Source organism: Micromonospora sp. NPDC049900, from assembly GCF_044461025.1.
Classification (GTDB): domain Bacteria; phylum Actinomycetota; class Actinomycetes; order Mycobacteriales; family Micromonosporaceae; genus Micromonospora.
Genome location: NZ_JBITKM010000008.1, coordinates 99,081 through 113,177, shown reverse-complemented (window position 1 = coordinate 113,177; position 14,097 = coordinate 99,081). Strand labels below are relative to the sequence as shown.

Genomic DNA, 14,097 nt, shown 5'->3' with positions numbered 1-14,097 from the left:
CTGCCGACCGTGGCAGGGCGGGTCAGTCGTCGGACAGGTCGGCCAGGTCCCGCGTCAACAGGTCGGCCAGGATCGTGTGCCGCCCCGGGTCGTTGTCGGGCGTGATGCCCCGGCTGGGCATCTCCACGGTCATCAGCAGGTGCAGGTGCATCCGGTACAACGCCAACCGGCGGCGTACCCCGTCGTCGAAGACCAGTGGCGTGCCGGTGGCCTCGGCGTACCCGCGCAGGAACGGGTGCGTCGGCTCGTCCTCGGCGCGCCGGAACAGCAGCGGTGAGACCAGGTCCAGCAGCGGGTCGCCGTAGAGGAACCGTTCGCCGTCGACCAGCCCGCACATCCGGTACGCGCCGGTGTCGTCCGGCGCGGCCAGCACGTTGCCGTCCCAACAGTCGAAGTGCAGCAGCGCCGGTCGGCGTACCTGGTCGAGCAGGTCACCGTGCCGGGCGACCAGCGTGCGGAACCGCTGCGGCGGGACGGGCAGCGCGATGTCCCAGTCGGCGGCGTCGGCGAGCAGATCCTCGATGATCGCCGTGAACGCCGCCCGCCACGTCGTCCCGCCGGTCCGGTCCGCGTCGTAGCCGAACCGGTCGCCGGTGATGCGGTGCACGGCTGCCGTCGCCGCGCCCAGGTCGGCGCGGGCCGGTGCGTCGTCGACGTCCAGGTCGGGCAGGGCGCGGCCGGGCAGCCGGCTGGTGACCAGCCACTCGCCGAGGCGCGGGTGCACCCCGTGGTGCAGCACGGTCGGCACCGGCACCGTCGGCGCTCCGGTGGCGACCAGCCGGAAGTAGCGGGCCTCGGCGGCGAGCAGCCCGGTCTCGTACCGCAGCAGCCGGGCGGTGGGCGGCGGGCCCACCTTGAGCACGACTTCGCGGTCGTCGTCGAGGTGGACCCACCACACGGTGGCGAAGCCGCCGCCGGTCAGCGGCGCGCAGTCGCGGACCTTGCGGTCGGGGCCGAACGAGGCCCGGACGTAGTCGGTCACGTCGTCGGCGGTGAGGATCTGTTGGGTGGGGCTGAGCGGCGGCACCGGACCAGGGTATGCGTCCGGTGCCGCCGCTCAGCCGCCGGTCACCACTCCGGTCAGCACCACGTCCACGATCGGCCCGCCCTCGGGCTCGGCGAAGGTCAGCTCGATCCACTCGTCCGGCTCGGTCACCGAGTCGGCGATCGTCGGCACGATGACCTCACCGACGCCGGTCTCGGCCGGAATCACCAGGTACGGCGTCAGCCATGTCTGCGACAGCGGCCGTTCCGGCTGCACCGACTCGTACGCGTGGTCGGTGAACCAGTCCGGGTCCACGTCCAGGGTGGACAGCTCGGGTCCGGAGCTGGGCGCCTGCGGCCAGGCGGACAGGAACAGCCCCTGCTCGGTCGGCTCGGAGGCCGAGAAGCGCCAGCTCAACAGTTCGCCCTCGGCGACGCGTACCTCGCGGGACTCGACGGTGAGCACCGGCACCGGGTCGTCGTTGCGGACGTCGAGTCCACCGACGTAGTCGCCGACCACGACACCCCGGTCCGTCTTGACAGACAAGGCGTACTGCTCGGTGTAGTTCCACAGCGTGTCACCGGGCACCTCGACGGGCACCGGGATGCTGCGCTGACCGGGTCGCACGGTGGCCGTCCAGATGCGCGTCTCGAGGGTCACCGGGTCGAGCAGGTACAGCCGTACCGCGCCGCTGCCGCGTCCGGTCAACGACACCGGGATCTTGTGCGTCCGGGTGCCGGAGTCGCCCTCGGACACCTCAAGGGTGCCGACGTCGAGGCGGGGCAGGCGGGCCGGGCGTGGGTCGGGGGTGCCCGGCGACCATCCCCACGCGTCGAGCAGCCAGGCGCGGCCGTTCGCGCTGCGCGGGGTGATCTCGATCGCGGCGAGCCGGGTGGGGGCGCCCTTCAGCGGTACCCGCACCTCCTGCGCCCAGTACGAGGTCGTGTACCCGGTCCCGGGCAGGCCGTCGACCCGGACGGCACCGAGCCGGGTACGCCGTCCGTCCGTGCCGACCACGGTCACGTCCCACCGGGTGTCGGTGGTGTTCGGCGGGACGATGACGCGGAGTGCCAGTTCCCGGGCACCGGCGACGGAGACCGGCCGGGGCGGCGTCAGCCGGATCGGGGTGCCGGCGCGGGACCAGGTCAGCTCGGCCGCGTACCGGTCGACGTCGGGCACGGTCCAGCGGAACGGCACGAAGTGCGCGAACTGTGCATCACGGTCGTCCGGGTCGAGGCAGGACCGCTGCGGATCGTCGGTGACCTGGTCGCAGAGGCGGGCCCCGCCGGAGAGCGTGGTCGACGGGTCCGGCGTCAGGACCGGCGTGCGGTTGCCGCCGAGCGCGTGACTGAGCACCCGGGCCGGGTCGGCCGAGGGGGCGCGTCGGCCACTGCCGTCGAGCAGCGGTCGGACCCGGTCGTCGCCCGCGACGAAGAGCCGTGCGGCGGCGGCGACGTAGGTGGCGCCGACGGTCTGCTGCTGCGCGGCGGTGAGCCGGGTCGGGGTGCCGGGATCACAGACGGGGTCCGGTCCACCGTCGTCGGTGAAGAAGTCGTCCCACGACGGGGCCACCGCCTGTCCGGGCGTCCACTCGGTGTTGAAGTAGTTGTGGTTGGCGCCGATGACGTAGAGCGCGCTGTGCAGGGCGCCGCCGGAGCTGACGCCGCGTGTCGCGTCCACGAACATCTGGCCCTCGAGGTCGAGGACGTCACCGTCGCAGCCGGGCAGGATCGTCGCCGACGGGACGTCCGGCACCGGGTTGTGCCCGGCCATGGTCGGACCGATCAGCAGCAGACCGCGTACCGTCCAGCGGACCCGGCCCGAGTAGCCGTCGACGGCGGCCGGCGGCGGGGTGAGTGAGTCCATCGCGGCGCGGTTGACGCCCTCGCCGCCCCGGGAGTGACCCACCAGGAGCACCCGGGACAGGTCGGCGCGGGGTGCCGCGCGCACGATCTCCGGCGCGGTGGCACGTCCGGCACCGGCCCAGTCGGCCCACTTCGCCAGGTGCAGCCGGACCAGCGAGGAGCGGGCCTGGGCCCCGCCGTCCTCGAGGGCCCAGTCCTGGCCGTTGATCCCGTTGGCCGAGATGGAGACCGTCAGGTAGCCCTGCGAGGCGAGCAGCCGCTGCGCCTGGAGGTAGCCCCGGTGGCTCGGGATCGGCTCGGTGCCGACCGGGCACGGCCACTGGAGGAACAGATCGTCGGCACCACTCTGGTAGCAGTTCGTGTGGCGGCCGTGCAGGAACACCGCGAGCGGTCGGGCACCGGAGGCCCCCTGCGGCGCGACCACCACCGCGCGCATCTCCACCTTCTCCGGGAAGTCCGGCAGCGTGACGGCGGGCAGGTCGTACTCGCCGGTGATCTGTCCGTGGGGTCCGGGGACTCCGGGATCGACGGCGGCGGCGGGCTGCGGGGCGGGTACGGCGGCGACCGGACCCGACCGGCGGGCGGCCGGCGGAGCCGCCCCGTCGAGCCGCCTGCCGCCGGCCCGCACGCTGAGCTGGTCGGGTTCGACCGACCCGGTCAACGGCAGGCTGAACGTGCGTCCGTCCGGGTGCGGACGCGCCTGGCCGAGCCGCCGGTCACCGGACCAGAACTCGACCCCGGCACCACCGACCGGCACCCGGCTGCTCGAACGCCAGGTCAGCTCGCCGCCGGCCATGGACCAGCCGGTGGCGGCGGGCCGGGGCGCGGGGCTGTCCGGAGGGGCAGCCACCGCCGGCCCGGTGGCACCGGCCACCATCGCCACGGCGAGCGCGGCGGAGATCAGTAATCTACGCATGACACTACGTCTATATCAGCCGCGCAACCCGATGGCGGCGGCCCGGCGGTCAGCCCGGTGGCGGGGCGGAACTGTCCCGGCGGACCAGCTCGGCGGCTAGCGACTCCACCCGGGGGCGGTCCGCGCCCGGGTCCAGGGCCAGCGCCATCGCCCGCGCGCCCATCTCCACCAGCGGCAGCCGGATCGTGGTCAACGTCGGGGTGACGTCCCGGGCCATCGGCATGTCGTCGAAGCCGACGACGGTGACCCGGTCGGGCACCGCCAGCCCGCGCGAGCGCAGCAGCGCCAGCGCGCCGATCGCCATCGAGTCGTTGAGCGCCGCGATGGCGGTCAGCTCCGGTTCCGCGTCGAGCAGGGCGGCGGTGGCGGCGGCACCGCCGTCGCGGTCGAACTCGGCGTACCGGACGCGGTGCTCCGGCAGATCCCGGCCGTGCGCGGTGAGCGCCTCGCGCAGCCCGGTCAACCGGTCGGTGGTGGTGGTCAGCACCTGCGGACCGGCCACCACGCCGATCCGCTCGTGGCCCAGCCGGCACAGCTCCTGCCCGAGCAGTCGGGCGCCGCTGCGGTTGTCGGGCATCACCGCGTCGCCGGAGTGCTCGTGCCGACCGATCACCGCGACCCGCCCGCCGGTCGCCTCGTACGCGGCCAGCTTGCCGTTGAGCAGGCGGGTGAACTCCGCGTCGTGGTAGCCGGAGCCGGCCAGGATGATGGCGGCCACCTGGTGCCCGCGCAGCAGTTCGACGTACTCCAGTTCGCGCTCCGGGTCGCGGTAGCTGTTGCAGATCATCAGTAGTCGACCCTGGTCGGTGGCGACCCGTTGCAGACCCCGGGTGATCTCGGAGAAGTACGGGTCGGAGACGTCGTGCACGATCACGCCGACCGCGCCCCGGTGCGAGCGGGCGAGCAGTTGGGCGTGGGCGTTGGGTACGTACTGCAACTCGGCGACGGCCTGGAGCACCCGCTCCCGCAACTCGTCGGTGACCGGCTTGCTGCTGCCGTTGATCACCCGAGAAGCGGTGGCGGGGGAGACGCCGGCCCGCCGGGCCACATCGGACAGAGTCGCCACGTACCGCCCCCTTGCGCTCACGCCGCGCGCCTGCGGCCAGCGTCACCGTACCGCAGTCGGGGTCTCCCGCTCGGGGGCCGGTTCCGGCAGCTCACGCTGCTGGTCGCGGCCCTGCTCAGCGCGGTGTGCCAGGTGCCGTTCCGGTGTTCGACGGTGGTCGGGAGGTGGTGGGGGCCGGAAGTATCGCTGCCGGGAGAGCGCTTGCCTCGGCCCGGTGGCCCGGCCTAGGCTACGCGGGAAAGCGCTTACCTGTGCGTGTGTGACGGAAGGATCCCCATGACCCGCAGGTCGATCGGCATCATCGTGAACGGCGTCACCGGCCGGATGGGATACCGGCAGCATCTGGTGCGCTCCCTGCTGGCCATCCGCGACGCCGGCGGCGTACGGCTGCCCGACGGCACCACCCTCTGGCCGCACCTCGTGCTGGTCGGCCGCAGCGAGGCCAAGCTGCGGGAGATCGCCGAACGGCACGCCCTGACCGACTGGACCACCGACCTGACCTCGGCGCTGGCCCGCGACGACGTCGAGATCTACTTCGACGCGCAGGTCACCCAGCAGCGGGAGAAGGCGATCCGGCAGGCCATCGAGTCCGGTAAGCACATCTACACCGAGAAGCCGCTGGCCGAGGAGACCTCCGCCGCCCTGGACCTGGCCCACGCCGCGAACGCCGCCGGCATCCGCACCGGCGTGGTGCAGGACAAACTCTTCCTGCCCGGGCTGCGCAAGCTCAAGCGGCTGCTCGACGGTGGCTTCTTCGGTCAGGTGTTGTCGGTGCGCGGCGACTTCGGCTACTGGGTCTTCGAGGGCGACTGGCAACCCGCCCAGCGTCCCTCGTGGAACTACCGAGCCGAGGACGGCGGCGGCATCGTGGTCGACATGTTCCCGCACTGGCACTACGTGCTGGCGGAACTCTTCGGCGAGGTCCGCAGCGTCTCGGCCACCGTCGCCACGCACATCCCGCAACGCGTCGACGAGCGGGGCCGCCCCTACGCGGCCACCGCCGACGATGCCGCGTACGCCGTGTTCGAGCTGGCCGGCGGCGTGATCGCCCAGCTCAACTCCTCCTGGTGCGTCCGGGTGCACCGGGACGAACTGGTCGAGTTCCAGGTCGACGGCACGCACGGCAGCGCCGTGGCCGGACTGCGTCGCTGCCGGGTGCAGCACCGCGCGGCCACCCCGAAGCCGGTGTGGAACCCGGACCTACCGGCCACCGAGGACTTCCGCGCCCAGTGGACCGAGGTGCCGGACAACGAGGAGTTCGACAACGGCTTCAAGGTGCAGTGGGAGGCGTTCCTGCGGCACGTCGCGGTCGGCGAGCCGTTCCCGTGGGACTTCCTGGCAGGGGCGCGCGGCGTGCAACTGGCCGAGCTGGGCCTGGTGTCGGCCCGCGAGGGGCGCCGCGTCGAGATCCCGGAGCTGTCGCTGTGAGCGCCACCGAGGTGAACCTGCCCGGTGGTCGGCGACTGCGGCTGGCCGGTGGGACCGGACATCCCCGCCCGGAGGGGCCGCCGCGCAGCCGGATCGCGTACGCCGCCGCGCACGTGGTGGCCGACCCGCAGGCCGACAACACCCCGGGTACGCCCGCTGTGGTCGACTGGGAGAGCACCCTCGCCTTCCGTCGCCACCTCTGGTCGTACGGGCTGGGGGTGGCCGAGGCGATGGACACCGCGCAGCGTGGCATGGGCCTGGACTATCCGGCCACCCGGGAACTGATCCGGCGCAGCGCTGCCGAGGCCCGGGCGGCCGACGGCCGGATCGTCGCCGGGGTCGCCACCGACCAGTTGCCGGCCGGACCGGTCACCCTCGCCGAGGTCACCGCCGCCTACCGCGAACAGCTCGACGACGTGCAGGCCGCCGGTGCGGTGCCGGTGCTGATGTGCAGCCGCCACCTGGCCGCCGCCGCCCGCGGCCCGGAGGACTACCTGCGGGTGTACGACGACCTGCTGTCCGCCGCCGACCGGCCGGTGGTGCTGCACTGGCTCGGCCCGATGTTCGACCCGGCGTTGACCGGCTACTGGGGCTCGACCGACCTGGACCTGGCCGCCGACACCGTGGTGGAGCTGCTCAAGACGCACGCCGCCCGGGTGGACGGGATCAAGGTGTCGCTGCTCGACGCCGGGCGCGAGGTGGCGTTGCGCCGCCGACTCCCGGCGGGCGTACGTCTCTACACCGGCGACGACTTCCACTACCCGGAGCTGATCCGGGGCGACGCGGACGGCTACTCCGACGCGCTGCTGGGCGTCTTCGCGGCCATCGCACCGGCCGCCTCGGCCGCGTTCGCCGCCCTCGACCGGGGCGACCTGACCGCGTACGACGAGATCTTCGCGCCCACCGTGCCGCTGGCCCGGCACCTGTTCGCGGCCCCGACCTGGTATTACAAGACCGGCATCGTCTTCCTCGCCTGGCTCGCCGGCCACCAGGACCACTTCACCATGGTCGGTGGCCTCCAGTCCGGCCGGTCACCGGCGCACCTGGCCACCCTGCTCACCCTGGCCGACGCCGCCGGTCTGCTGCCCGACGCCGAGCAGGCCGCCGCCCGCGCCCGGGCCTTCTTCCAGGTGGCGGGGGTGGCCCAGTGACCGCCGGTCGCCCGGAGCTGGCCCGTTTCTCGTTCAACCAGGCCACCGCCACGCACTGGGCGCTGCCCGACGTGGTGGCCGGGTGCGTCGCCGCCGGGGTGCCCGGCATCGGCCTGTGGCGGGAGCCGGTCGCCGAATACGGCCTGGACCGCGCCGCCAAGCTGGTCCGCGACGCCGGGTTGGCGGTCACCACACTGTGCCGGGGCGGGTTCTTCACCGCCGACGACTGGTGGGACGAGAACCGGCGCGCCGTCGACGAGGCCGCCGCCCTCGGCGCGCCGGTGCTGGTGCTGGTCTCCGGCGGCCTACCGCCCGGCAGCAAGGACATCGACGGGGCCCGCGCGCGGGTGGCCGACGCCATCGCCGACCTGGCCCCGTACGCCGACACCGCCGGGGTGACACTCGCCATCGAGCCGCTGCACCCGATGTTCAGCGCCGACCGATGCGTCATCGCCACCCTCGGGCAGGCGCTCGACATCGCCGAACGGTTCGACCCGAGCGTGGTCGGTGTGGTGGTCGACGCCTACCACGTGTGGTGGGACGACACCGTCCACGACCAGATCGCCCGCGCGGGGGAGTGGATCGCCTCGTTCCAGGTCTGCGACTGGATCACCCCGCTGCCCGAGGGCGTGCTGCTGGGGCGGGCGCTGCCCGGCGACGGCTGCATCGAGCTGCGCCGGATGCGCGAGGCGGTCGACGCAGCCGGCTACACCGGCCCGATCGAGGTGGAGGTCTTCAACGCGGAGGTCTGGGCGCGTCCCGGCGCGGACGTCCTGGCCGCCGCGATCGACGGCTACCTGCGGGAAGTGGTCTGACGACCCGGACCGCCGCCGGAAATGCCGGTCACAGTGTTCCGGGGCCTTCGTGTCGATCGGGTAGCCAGCCGAGGAAACGCCGGTAGAGCACGCCGGGCGGTACGTCGGGAAGGTCTGCCGAGGCGTCCGCGAGTTGTGCACCGAGGTAGATGCTGAGGGTCATCCGCTCGCGGTCGTACCGTTTCAGCAGTCGGCGTCGTCGGTCCGGGCACGGCCAGTCCTGCCCGCAGCCGAGGCATTCCCAGCCCGGTCGGGCGGCGATGTGGGCGACCGGGCCCGGAGGCGTGGGCTGGACGGCATCGAGGCGGGCCAGGATCCGGCGCTGCCGAGGACCGGACGGGTCGCCGAGGTCGACGCCGCGAAGGTGGATCCACAGTCCGTCGCTGTGTCGCTCCCGCCGCCCGACCTCCAGGATCCGGAAGGTCAGACAGCCCAGGCCATAGCAGTAGTGCTGCTCGGCCACCTGCACCACGTCGCCTGTCCGGAACGGAACTCCACCGCTCACACCCATCGTCCACTCCTGTCCGGCAAGGGTGGGCGGGGCCGCCGGTCGCAGGGGCACGGCTGCGACCGGCGGCGGCTCGCCCGCAACGGTCTGCCTCGGTAGCGACAACCTTACTGCCTTTCGAATAAGGCAACAAGGACTGATTGCCGGTGTGATCGACACGTTCTAGCCTTGGCGCGTGGTCGATTGCGGTAGGAGTGGGAGATGAGTGAAGCGGGCTGGCTCAGTGTCTCGATGCCGTATCTCCGACCACGCCCCGACCAGCACGGCGATGCCTGGGCGGCCGACGCGGCGCAGCAGGGTGGCGTCGGCACGCAACGCCTGCTGCACGTCGGAGAGGTGGTCCCGGCTGCGGCGATCGCGGCGGCGCTCGGCGTGGAGGAAGGCACTCCGGCGGTCGTCCGTCGTCGGCTCATCTTGCTCGACGATCAGCCTGTGGAGCTGACCGACTCCTACTATCCGGTGACCATCGCCCGCGACACCGCGCTCGCCGAACCACGCAAGATCCGGGGAGGCGCGATCCGCCTCCTCGCCGAGTTGGGCTATGTTCCCAAGCAAGCCACGGAAGACGTCTACACGCGGGAGCCCGAGGCTGCCGAACGGCAGGTGCTGGATCTCACCGACGGAGAGTGGGTCCTCGGCCTGACGCGTGTGCTGACCACTCACGAGGGTGTACCGATCGAGGTGAGCGTCATGACGATGACGCCAGCGGGCCGACGCCTGCGATATCAGATGTCACTCGACTAGCGGATTGGGATACGGCATATGAACGGCGGACGCGACGGGCGACCTCGCCACGAGCAGATCGCGGCCGACCTCCGCGCCCGCATCATGTCGGGTGATCTGCCTGCGGGCTCTCGCCTGCCGTCCATCCCGACGCTGGTCCAGCAGTTCGATGCCGCCACCGCGACGGTGCAACGTGCCCTTGCCGCGCTCAAGGCGGAAGGGCTCCTGCACAGCGAGGTGGGCAAGGGAGTGTTCGTCCGGCATCGGCAAGCACTACCGATCGAGGCGATGGCCTACGTCGCGCCGTCGACCGGCGACTACAGCTATCACCTTCTCCGGGTCGCGGAGGTCGTGCCACCCGCCGACGTGGCGCGGGAACTGGAACTCGACGCCGATGAACGCGCTGTGCTCCGGCACCGCATCCTGCGTCACCGCGGCGAGCCGGTCGAGCTGTCGTGGTCGTACTACCCGTCCTCGATCGCGGTGGGAACCGAACTGGCCGAGCGTCGGAAGATCTCCGGTGGAGCGCCGAGGGTGCTGGCGGAGATCGGCCATGCTCAGCAGCGTATGAGCGACCACGTCTCGGCCCGGATGCCCACCACCGAAGAGATCGAGACGCTGAACCTGCCCGGTTACGTCCCGGTGCTTCGGCAGCTACGGGTGATCCGGTCGGCTGCGGGTCGACCCGTGGAGGTGTCGGTACTGGTGAAGGGCAGCCACCTGCACGAGCTGCGGTACGAGCAGACCATTGTCGACGGCACGTCGTAGCGGTGCCGCGCCGAGCGCTAATCCGTCGTGGTGCGGTTGGCGAGGGCGTCGACCAGGCGGCGGGTGGAGCCGGCCAGGTTCCACCGCTCGGCCAGCTCGACCAGGCGCTCCGGGTCGGCCGGTGCGGACGGCAGCTCGGTGGGCAGCGGCGGTAGTGGCACGTCCAGGGCGACCCGGACCACCTTCGGCGCCACCGCCAGGTAGTCGCGGGCGGCGTCGAGCTTGGTGCGTAGGCCGGGCGCGAAACCGGAGGCCGGATCGTCCAGGGCGGCCAGGATGCCGTCGATGTCGCCGTACCGCTCGATGAGTCGGGCGGCGGTCTTCTCGCCGACGCCGGCCACGCCCGGCAGCCCGTCGCTGGGGTCGCCGCGCAGTGCGGCGAAGTCGGCGTACCGGTCGGCGGCCACCCCGTAGCGGGACCGGACCGCCGTGTCGTCGCAGTCGTCCAGCTTGGCCACGCCCCGCCCGATGTAGAGCAGCCGCACCCCACGGGCGTCGTCGACGAGCTGGAACAGGTCACGGTCGCCGGAGACCACCTCGACCGGCCCGGGCTGGGTGACCGAGAGGGTGCCCAGCACGTCGTCGGCCTCGTATCCGGTCGCGCCGACCACGGTGATGCCGAAGGCGTCGAGCACGTCCAGGATCATCGGCACCTGCGGGCTGAGGGTGTCCGGCACGACCTCGCCGCCCTCGGGCGCCACCCGGTGCGCCTTGTACGACGGCAGCAGCGCGACCCGCCAGTCCGGCCGCCAGTCGTGGTCCATCGCGCACACCATCCGGCCCGGCCGCCGGGTGCGGACCAGTTGGGCGAGCATGTCGAGGAATCCGCGTACGGCGTTGACCGGCTGGCCGTCGGCGGTCCGCGCGGCTGACTCGGGGATGCCGAAGTAGGCCCGGAAGTAGAGACTGGGCGCGTCGACGAGCATGATCGGGGTCTGCTGTGCCACGCCCGACAGCCTGGCACATCCCACCGACGTTCGCGGTCGACGGCACGACCGGACGAGGAGGACCGATGCGCGTACCGACCCGGCTGGCCCTGACCGGAGTCAACCTGGACAGCCCGGACCCGGCCGCGCTGGCCCGGTTCTACGTGCGGTTGCTGGGCGGGGAGATCGAGGTGGAGGAGGCCGACGACGTCGTGCTGCGCAGTGCCGACGGTGGCCTGGCGTTGGCCTTCCAGCGCGAGCGGGCGTACGTGCGACCGACCTGGCCCGCCGAGGCGGACCGGCAGCAGATGATGATGCACCTGGAGATCGGGGTCGATGACCTGGACGCCGCCCTGGAGCACGCGCTGGCCTGCGGTGCCACGCTGGCCGAGTTCCAGCCGCAGGACGACGTACGGGTCTGCCTGGACCCGGACGGTCACCCGTTCTGCCTCTGGCTGATGGGCTGACTACGAGGCCGGTCGGGGTCGTCGACACGACCGCACCGTCCGTGCCCGCCACCCGAACGAACGTTAAGCTGGCTGGGTGGGAGCCAGAAGCTGCCACGGCGTACGACGGCTCACCACCATCCCACGGAGCTCACCACGCTATGACTGTCGACCGGATCCTGCCCACCGAAGAGGCCCACGACCTGCTGGAGCTGGCCACCGAACTCGCCGACCGCGAGCTGGCCCCGAAGGCCGTCGAGTTCGAGCAGCGCGCCGAGTTCCCCCGCGAGCTGCTGCGCACCCTGGGCCGGGCTGGTCTGCTCGGTCTGCCCTACCCGGAGGAGTACGGCGGGGCCGCCCAGCCGTACGAGGTCTACCTCCAGGTGCTGGAGATCCTGGCGAGCCGCTGGCTGGCGGTCGCCGAGGCGGTCAGCGTGCACACGCTCTCCTGCCACCCGGTCGCCACGTTCGGCGACGACGCCCAGCGCAAGCTGCTCCCCGACATGATCGGCGGCGAGTTGCTCGGCGCGTACTGCCTCTCCGAACCGCAGGGCGGATCGGACGCCGCCGCGCTGACCACGAAGGCGGTCCGCGACGGCGACGCGTACGTGGTCACCGGCACCAAGGCGTGGATCACCCACGCCCAGGTGGCCGACTTCTACAACGTCTTCTGCCGTACCGGCGGACCCGGCGCGCGGGGCATCTCCTGCCTGCTGCTCGACCGGTCCACCCCCGGTCTCCACCCGCAGGCCGCCGAGCGCACCATGGGACTGCGGTCGTCACCGGTGGCGCAACTCGCGTTCGATGACGCGCGGGTGTCGGCGGACCGGCTGATCGGTGGCGAGGGCGCCGGCTTCACCATCGCGATGTCCGCCCTGGACTCCGGCCGCCTCGGCATCGCCGCCTGCGCGGTCGGTCTGGCCCAGGCGGCGCTGGACTACGCGGTCGGCTACGCGCGGGAACGTCGCCAGTTCGGCCGCGCCGTCATCGACTTCCAGGGCCTCGGCTTCACCCTCGCCGACCTGGCCACCCAGATCTCCGCCGCGCGGGCGTTGACGCTCGCCGCCGCCCGGCTGCGCGACGCCGGTCGGCCGTACTCGATCGAGGCGGCCAAGGCGAAACTCTTCGCCACCGACATGGCGATGCGGGTGACCACCGACGCGGTGCAGGTGCTCGGCGGCGCCGGATACGTGGCCGACCACCCGGTGGAGCGCTACATGCGGGAGGCCAAGGTGCTCCAGATCGTGGAGGGCACCAACCAGATCCAGCGTCTGGTGATCTCCCGGGCCCTGGCGAAGGAGTGACCGCGCGTGCCCTCCGGTGGTTTCGTCGTCGCGCCGACCGGTCTTTCCCGGTAGGTTGCACGCCGTGGAGGAGATCGACCGGGCCATCGTCGCCGCGCTGACCACCGACGGCCGGCAGTCGTACACGGATCTCGCGGAGAAGGTCGGCCTGTCCGTCTCGGCCGTGCACCAGCGGGTACGTCGCCTGGAGCAGCGCGGTGTGGTCAAGGGCTACACCGCGCGGGTCTCGTTCGAGGCGCTCGACCTGCCGCTGACCGCGTTCGTGGCGATCCGGCCGTTCGACCCGTCGCAGCCCGACGACGCCCCGGAACGGCTCGCGCACCTGCCGGAGATCGACTCGTGCTACTCGGTGGCCGGGGAGGACTTCTATCTGCTGCTGGTCCGGGTGGCCGGTCCGGTCGACCTGGAACGCGTACTCCAGGAGATCCGGACCGCGGCGAACGTCACCACCCGCACGACGGTGGTGCTCTCCACCCCGTACGAGGGGCGTCCGCCGAAGATCAGTGGCGAGCCGCCGAACCGCCCTCGGTCGCGGGCGGCGGGGGAGGCGGCTGGTTCCACCGGAGGATGACCCGTCGGCCGTGCTCGTGGCCGAGCACGCTGATGGTGGCGGTGTCCAGCCGGAGCAGCCCACCGGCCGACGGCGGCAGACCGATCCACCGGGCGCCCAGCACCCGCAGCGAGTGCGCGTGCCCGACGATCGCGACGGAACCCCGGTCGAGCAGCGGATGCACCGTGGCGAGCAGCCGGTCCAGACGTTCGCCGACCTCGCTCGGCGACTCCCCGCCGGGGCACCCGTCGGTCCACACGTTCCAACTGGACCGTTCGTCGTGGATCTCGGCGGTGGTCCGTCCCTCGTACTCGCCGTAGTTCCACTCGGCCAGGTCCTCGTCGGTGCCGGTGACGGTCAGCCCGGCCAGTTGCGCGGTGAGCAGCGCCCGGCGGCGCGGGCTGCTCAGCACCGCGACGAACCGCCGGCCGGCGAGCGCCGGACCGAGCGCGCGGGCCTGCCGCTCGCCGTCGGGAGTCAGTTCCAGATCCGTGTACGAGGTGTGCCGGCGGCTCGCGCTCCAGGTGGTCTCGCCGTGCCGGACGAGCAGGATCTCGCTCATGTCCTCAGTCAACCAGGAGTCGGATAGGATCGTGGGCATGTACTCCTGTGCCTTCTCGATGAAGCCCTGGTCCGGCCGCTGACG

At 72.4% G+C, this 14,097-nt stretch carries 14 protein-coding genes; 8 read left to right on the top strand and 6 right to left on the bottom strand.

All coding sequences use genetic code 11. From position 1 onward, the window contains the following. Positions 1–22: 22 nt before the first annotated feature. Genes ACIBMZ_RS19330 through ACIBMZ_RS19320 form a run of 3 tightly spaced genes read right to left on the bottom strand, consistent with a single transcriptional unit; the run spans position 23 to position 4,832 of the window. On the bottom strand, positions 23–1,027 hold the full coding sequence (locus tag ACIBMZ_RS19330) for a phosphotransferase (RefSeq protein ID WP_396695558.1): 1,005 nt from the start codon (positions 1,025–1,027) through the stop codon (positions 23–25). A 30-nt stretch (positions 1,028–1,057) separates the two neighbouring features. Beyond that, a complete protein-coding gene (locus ACIBMZ_RS19325; protein ID WP_396695556.1) occupies positions 1,058–3,766 on the bottom strand; it encodes a hypothetical protein in 2,709 nt (902 codons plus the stop codon). Positions 3,767–3,815: 49 nt separating this feature from the next. Beyond that, positions 3,816–4,832, bottom strand: a complete 1,017-nt coding sequence (locus ACIBMZ_RS19320; protein WP_396695554.1) for a LacI family DNA-binding transcriptional regulator — start codon at positions 4,830–4,832, stop codon at positions 3,816–3,818. 276 nt (positions 4,833–5,108) lie between these two features. On the opposite strand from ACIBMZ_RS19320, the gene ACIBMZ_RS19315 reads away from it, so the two are divergent. The 3 genes from ACIBMZ_RS19315 to ACIBMZ_RS19305 are packed head-to-tail and all read left to right on the top strand — an operon-like array spanning position 5,109 to position 8,226. Next, positions 5,109–6,260, top strand: coding sequence for a Gfo/Idh/MocA family protein (locus ACIBMZ_RS19315; protein WP_396695552.1), 1,152 nt, complete (start codon positions 5,109–5,111; stop codon positions 6,258–6,260). Beyond that, the gene (locus ACIBMZ_RS19310; protein ID WP_396695550.1) at positions 6,257–7,411 is read left to right on the top strand and encodes a dihydrodipicolinate synthase family protein; all 1,155 of its coding nucleotides are present in this window, start codon (positions 6,257–6,259) and stop codon (positions 7,409–7,411) included. Before ACIBMZ_RS19315 ends, ACIBMZ_RS19310 begins: the two co-directional genes overlap by 4 nt. Continuing rightward, on the top strand, positions 7,408–8,226 hold the full coding sequence (locus tag ACIBMZ_RS19305) for a sugar phosphate isomerase/epimerase family protein (RefSeq protein WP_396695548.1): 819 nt from the start codon (positions 7,408–7,410) through the stop codon (positions 8,224–8,226). The genes ACIBMZ_RS19310 and ACIBMZ_RS19305 overlap by 4 nt, the downstream gene beginning before the upstream one ends. 28 nt (positions 8,227–8,254) lie before the next feature. On the opposite strand, the gene ACIBMZ_RS19300 is transcribed toward ACIBMZ_RS19305, so the two are convergent. Further along, a complete protein-coding gene (locus ACIBMZ_RS19300; RefSeq protein ID WP_396695546.1) occupies positions 8,255–8,737 on the bottom strand; it encodes a hypothetical protein in 483 nt (160 codons plus the stop codon). Positions 8,738–8,935: 198 nt separating this feature from the next. Here ACIBMZ_RS19300 and ACIBMZ_RS19295 point away from each other — a divergent pair, with 198 nt between their 5' ends. Both ACIBMZ_RS19295 and ACIBMZ_RS19290 read left to right on the top strand, forming a co-directional pair. Continuing rightward, positions 8,936–9,478, top strand: coding sequence for a UTRA domain-containing protein (locus ACIBMZ_RS19295; protein ID WP_396695544.1), 543 nt, complete (start codon positions 8,936–8,938; stop codon positions 9,476–9,478). A gap of 18 nt (positions 9,479–9,496) precedes the next feature. Next, a complete protein-coding gene (locus ACIBMZ_RS19290) occupies positions 9,497–10,225 on the top strand; it encodes a GntR family transcriptional regulator (protein WP_396695542.1) in 729 nt (242 codons plus the stop codon). A gap of 17 nt (positions 10,226–10,242) precedes the next feature. Here ACIBMZ_RS19290 and ACIBMZ_RS19285 read toward each other — a convergent pair whose 3' ends face one another. Next, a complete protein-coding gene (locus ACIBMZ_RS19285; protein WP_396695860.1) occupies positions 10,243–11,151 on the bottom strand; it encodes a 5'-3' exonuclease H3TH domain-containing protein in 909 nt (302 codons plus the stop codon). Between the two features lie 86 nt (positions 11,152–11,237). On the opposite strand from ACIBMZ_RS19285, the gene ACIBMZ_RS19280 reads away from it, so the two are divergent. The 3 genes from ACIBMZ_RS19280 to ACIBMZ_RS19270 all read left to right on the top strand — a co-directional run bounded on the left by ACIBMZ_RS19280 (position 11,238) and on the right by ACIBMZ_RS19270 (position 13,472). Beyond that, positions 11,238–11,618, top strand: coding sequence for a VOC family protein (locus ACIBMZ_RS19280; protein WP_396695540.1), 381 nt, complete (start codon positions 11,238–11,240; stop codon positions 11,616–11,618). Positions 11,619–11,758: 140 nt separating this feature from the next. Then, positions 11,759–12,901: an acyl-CoA dehydrogenase family protein gene (locus ACIBMZ_RS19275; RefSeq protein ID WP_396695538.1), complete on the top strand. Its 1,143-nt coding sequence runs from the start codon at positions 11,759–11,761 to the stop codon at positions 12,899–12,901. A 64-nt stretch (positions 12,902–12,965) separates the two neighbouring features. Further along, complete coding sequence (locus tag ACIBMZ_RS19270; RefSeq protein WP_396695536.1) at positions 12,966–13,472, top strand: Lrp/AsnC family transcriptional regulator; 507 nt, start codon at positions 12,966–12,968, stop codon at positions 13,470–13,472. Here the strand turns inward: ACIBMZ_RS19270 and ACIBMZ_RS19265 are convergent. After that, positions 13,402–14,013 (bottom strand): histidine phosphatase family protein, encoded by a 612-nt coding sequence (locus tag ACIBMZ_RS19265; RefSeq protein WP_396695534.1) that lies wholly within the window; start codon positions 14,011–14,013, stop codon positions 13,402–13,404. The genes ACIBMZ_RS19270 and ACIBMZ_RS19265 overlap by 71 nt on opposite strands. Between the last annotated feature and the right edge of the window lie 84 nt (positions 14,014–14,097).

What these genes read in the sequence shown, in the direction of transcription:
- ACIBMZ_RS19325 (WP_396695556.1), bottom strand. Translation starts at nt 3,766, where the DNA reads ATGCGTAGATTACTGATCTCCGCCGCGCTCGCCGTGGCGATGGTGGCC.
- ACIBMZ_RS19315 (WP_396695552.1), top strand. Translation starts at nt 5,109, where the DNA reads ATGACCCGCAGGTCGATCGGCATCATCGTGAACGGCGTCACCGGCCGG.
- ACIBMZ_RS19300 (WP_396695546.1), bottom strand. Translation starts at nt 8,737, where the DNA reads ATGGGTGTGAGCGGTGGAGTTCCGTTCCGGACAGGCGACGTGGTGCAG.
- ACIBMZ_RS19295 (WP_396695544.1), top strand. Translation starts at nt 8,936, where the DNA reads ATGAGTGAAGCGGGCTGGCTCAGTGTCTCGATGCCGTATCTCCGACCA.
- ACIBMZ_RS19290 (WP_396695542.1), top strand. Translation starts at nt 9,497, where the DNA reads ATGAACGGCGGACGCGACGGGCGACCTCGCCACGAGCAGATCGCGGCC.
- ACIBMZ_RS19285 (WP_396695860.1), bottom strand. Translation starts at nt 11,151, where the DNA reads ATGCTCGTCGACGCGCCCAGTCTCTACTTCCGGGCCTACTTCGGCATC.
- ACIBMZ_RS19280 (WP_396695540.1), top strand. Translation starts at nt 11,238, where the DNA reads ATGCGCGTACCGACCCGGCTGGCCCTGACCGGAGTCAACCTGGACAGC.
- ACIBMZ_RS19275 (WP_396695538.1), top strand. Translation starts at nt 11,759, where the DNA reads ATGACTGTCGACCGGATCCTGCCCACCGAAGAGGCCCACGACCTGCTG.
- ACIBMZ_RS19265 (WP_396695534.1), bottom strand. Translation starts at nt 14,013, where the DNA reads ATGAGCGAGATCCTGCTCGTCCGGCACGGCGAGACCACCTGGAGCGCG.